Annotated in this window: 2 protein-coding genes and 1 pseudogene; all 3 read right to left on the minus strand. The window is 80.0% G+C overall.

Features of this window, described 5'->3' with window-relative positions; translation table 11 throughout:
• Positions 1-488: adenosylcobinamide-GDP ribazoletransferase (locus tag EFE23_RS27645; protein WP_148058562.1), on the minus strand; the 488-nt coding region annotated here is incomplete at its 3' end.
• Entirely contained in the window at positions 478-2,406 is a 1,929-nt protein-coding gene (locus EFE23_RS27650; RefSeq protein ID WP_123243800.1) for a bifunctional adenosylcobinamide kinase/adenosylcobinamide-phosphate guanylyltransferase, read from the minus strand. The genes EFE23_RS27650 and EFE23_RS27645, both read right to left, overlap by 11 nt.
• Positions 2,407-2,480: 74 nt before the next feature.
• A pseudogene (locus tag EFE23_RS27655) lies at positions 2,481-3,532 on the minus strand (hypothetical protein); the annotation flags it as partial.

A 3,532-nucleotide genomic window follows, 5' to 3' on the forward strand; every position in this document is an offset into this window, starting at 1 on the left:
ACCGCCGCGAGCGCCGCCGGCCACGACCGCCCCGCCAGCTCCGCGAGCATCGCGGCCTGGAGCAGGAGTACGACCACCAGCGCGACCACGCCGAACGGCCCGACGTCCGGCTTCTTCATGATCTCCAGGGCCGCCGCCCCGCGCCGGTACGACCCCAGCGCGTCAACGGTGTCGGCCAGCCCGTCGAGGTGCAGCCCCCGGGTCAGCAGCGCGCCCGCCCCGACGGTGACCCCGGCCGCAACCAGCGGCGGCGCGAGCGCGGCGGTCAGCAGCAGCACCGCCGCGAGCAGCCCGCCGAGCAGCGCCCCGACAGCCGGGGCGAGGGCCATCGCGACACCCGCCACGTCCCGGTCGATCCGGTCGGCGGTGGCTCCGGGTCGCGGCGCGGCGTCGGACGCTGCGCGCCGGAGTCGCCGGGGCACCGGCAGCGTGGTGAAGGTGGTGACCGCCAGCCGGAGGCCCGCGGCGAGGCGTGCCTCAGTCGGCACGTCGGCCGGGGGAGACGGGCTCGTCGGGGCCGGTCGTGGTGGGCCCGGGGCCCGCGGGCTCCGGCTCGGCGAACTCCGGCTCGGGCTCCGGCTCGACGGTGGCCGGGCCGGGGCCGGCCGGCTCGGGCTCCGCGAAACCCTCGTCGTTCCCGCCGTCCTCGCCGTCGCGCAGCGACGGGTGCGCCGGCAGGCCGGCGGCGAGCGCCAGCGCCGAGCGCAGCAGCGGCAGGGTGGCCAGCGCGGTCGCCCCCTCACCCAGGTCCAGCCGGAGGTCCACCAGCGGGGTCAGGCCGAGCACGTCGGCGGCGAGCCGCACCGCCGGCTGGCCGCCGTGGTCCGGCAGCAGGCACCAGTGCCGGGCCTGCCCGGCGAGGTCCCGGCTGACCATGCCGGCGGCGACGCCGACCGGACCGTCCAGCAGCACCGGGAGCCGCCGGGCGGTCGCGCCGAGCAGCAGGCCGGTGGCCACCGCGACGTCGCCGCCGCCCAGCTCCGCCAGGATGTCCTTGGCGTCCCGGGGAGAGCGCCGGGTGCGGTGCAGCGCGTCCCGGACCGCCGCGCAGCGGACCATCCAGGCCGCGTCGTCGTACTGGCCGTGCTCGGTGAGCACCCGGCCCAGCACCGCCGGGGGTTCCGCCCCGGCCGTGGCCGCCAGCACCGCCGCGGCGGCCGCCTCGGTGCCGGCGCCGCACGCGGCCAGCACCAGCAGCTGTACGCCCGCGTCGGCGGCCTGCTCGGCCAGCCGCCAGCCGTACCGCAGGGCCGACTCGACCTGCTCGGCGGTGAGCGCCGGCCCGTCCTCGATGGCCGCCGAGGCGGGCGCCTCGACCACCTGGAGGCTCGCGCCGTTCTCCGCGGCCAGCCGGGCGAGGGCCCCCTTGCCGGTGCGCGCCTGCCGGGCGCGGCGCAGCGACTCGCCCGGCACCGCGCCGGCCGACGCGCCACCGGCGTGGTCGCCGTGCAGCAGCAGCACCCGGACCGAACCCCACGGCGCGGGAGTCGGGGTGCCCTGGGTGGCGCCGGCGAAGCCGACCACCCGCTCCAGCACGCCCAGGCCGCCGCCGGCCACGTCCAGGGTGGCGAGCCGGTCGACCGCCTGCGGGCCGGCGTAGTCGTCGGGCATGGGCAGTTCCATGCCGGGCTGGATGACCAGGCCGGTGGCGATCATCGGCAGCGCCATGGTGGGCGCGGCCCAGTCGGCGCCGGCCGTCGCGGGCGCCGGGGCGGGCGCGGCCGGCACGGCCGGGGTCAGCACCTCGGGCAGGCTCTCCTCCGGCGCGGTCCCGTTCACCGTCCCGGGTGCGACGGCCGGGGCGCCGGCCTGCCCGGGCCCGGCCTGCGCGGGCACCGCGGGGTGCTGCGGCGGCGGGCCGGCCGGCTTCAGCCAGGCGGGCTGGCCGGCCACCACGAGAACCACCGCGTCGCAGGCGTCGGCGACCGCCCGGTTGGTCGCGCCGAGCGCGTCGGTGAACGCCCGGCCCAGCGGGGTCGTCGGCACCAGCGAGAGCCCGACCTCGGGGGTGACCAGCACCAGCCGGGCGGCGCTCGCCCGGACCGCGTCGGCGAGCTCGGCGATGGTGGCCGTGTCGTCGGCGGGCTGGTGGGCGGGATCGAGCAGCACGGTCACCCAGCCGCCCAGGTCGTCGACGAGCAGCGTCTCGTTCGGCCCGGCCCCGGCGATCACGTCGGCCAGCCGGCGCGGGTCCGCCGCGGTCTCCTCGGTGGTCCAGCTACCCGGCCGGCGGGCGCGGTGCGCCGCCAGGCGGGTCGCCCACTCGGTGTCCTCCGGGTCCCCCTCGGGGGCGGTGGCCACGTACCGGACCGTGGGGGCGTCGGCGACCAGCGATTCGGCGAACTCGGACTTGCCGGACCGGATACCGCCGAGCACCAGGAGCGTGTTCCACCCGTCAACGGACATGCCCGTACCTTAAAGCCGCCGCGCGGCCCACCGCCCGCCGGCCCGGACGCCGACCGGCGGGCGGACGCGGGCGCTCAGCCGCAGTGCTCGAACGGGCTGCCGTAGCTGGCCCCGCCGGTCGACCCGCCCCACTTCACGCACTTCCCGGGGGCGCTGGCCCGGACCGGACCGGCGTAGAACTTGTACGCCCCGCTCTCCGCCTTCCGGTCCTGCCCCTGCACCTCCAGGTACGCCGACGCGGTGGTGGCCCGGCCGACGTCGGTGTCCTTGAGGGTGACCACGCAGTTCGTCCCGCTCGCGGTGTTGTAGAGCAGGTACACCCGGCCCTTGCGGACCCCGTTCGCGGTCAGCGTGGCCGAGTCGATCACCTGGTAGCCGGCGCCGCACACCTGCGTGGCCGTGTACGGCTGCTGGGCGGCGGGGGAACTGGTCGCCGGTCCCGGCGCGGGCGCCCCGGTGTCCCCGGGGGTCGGCTGCGCCCCGCCCGGCGGGGTGGCCGCCGCCGGGCGGCTCGGCGTGGCCGACGGCGACCGGCTGGGCCGGCCGGTCCGGCTCGGCGTCGCCCCGGGCGTCGTCCCGGCGCCCGGCCGGACGCTGACGGCGGGATCGGCGACCGCCGACTCCCCGGTCAGCGTGGCCGGCCGCGGCGCCGGGTCGTCCGGCGACCGCAGCGCCGCCACGGACCAGGCGGTCAGCACCGCGACGAGGACGACCGCGGCCGCCCCGGCCAGGGCGAGCACCCGGCGGCGTCCCGTCCGGCCGTCGGCCGGCTCCTCCAGCGTCGGTGGCACCCCGGACCCGGCGTGCCGCTCCTGCGCCGACCCGTGACCGCCGGCCGCCCCGGCCGCCCAGGCCGGAGCGGCCTGCCCCGCACCCGGGTACGAGCCGGCCGGGGCGGACCCGGGCCGGCCATCGAGCCCGGCCCCGGGCGCGGCGGCGCGGCCCGGTGCGAAACCGGCCGGCGTGCCGGCAGCCCCGCCGGATCCGGGTGCGGCGGTGCCGCCACTCGTTCCCGGTCCGAAGCCCGCCGGGGCCGTGCCGCCACCCGTCCCTGGTCCGAACCCCGCTGCGGCCGGGCCGCCCGTGCGCGGTCCGGAGCCCGGCGCGTCGCCCATGACCGGACCGG

Source organism: Micromonospora solifontis (genome assembly GCF_003725545.1).
Classification (GTDB): domain Bacteria; phylum Actinomycetota; class Actinomycetes; order Mycobacteriales; family Micromonosporaceae; genus Micromonospora; species Micromonospora solifontis.

Excerpts from the sequence above, each read along its gene's own strand:
- EFE23_RS27650 (WP_123243800.1), bottom strand. The coding sequence starts at position 2,406 with ATGTCCGTTGACGGGTGGAACACGCTCCTGGTGCTCGGCGGTATCCGG.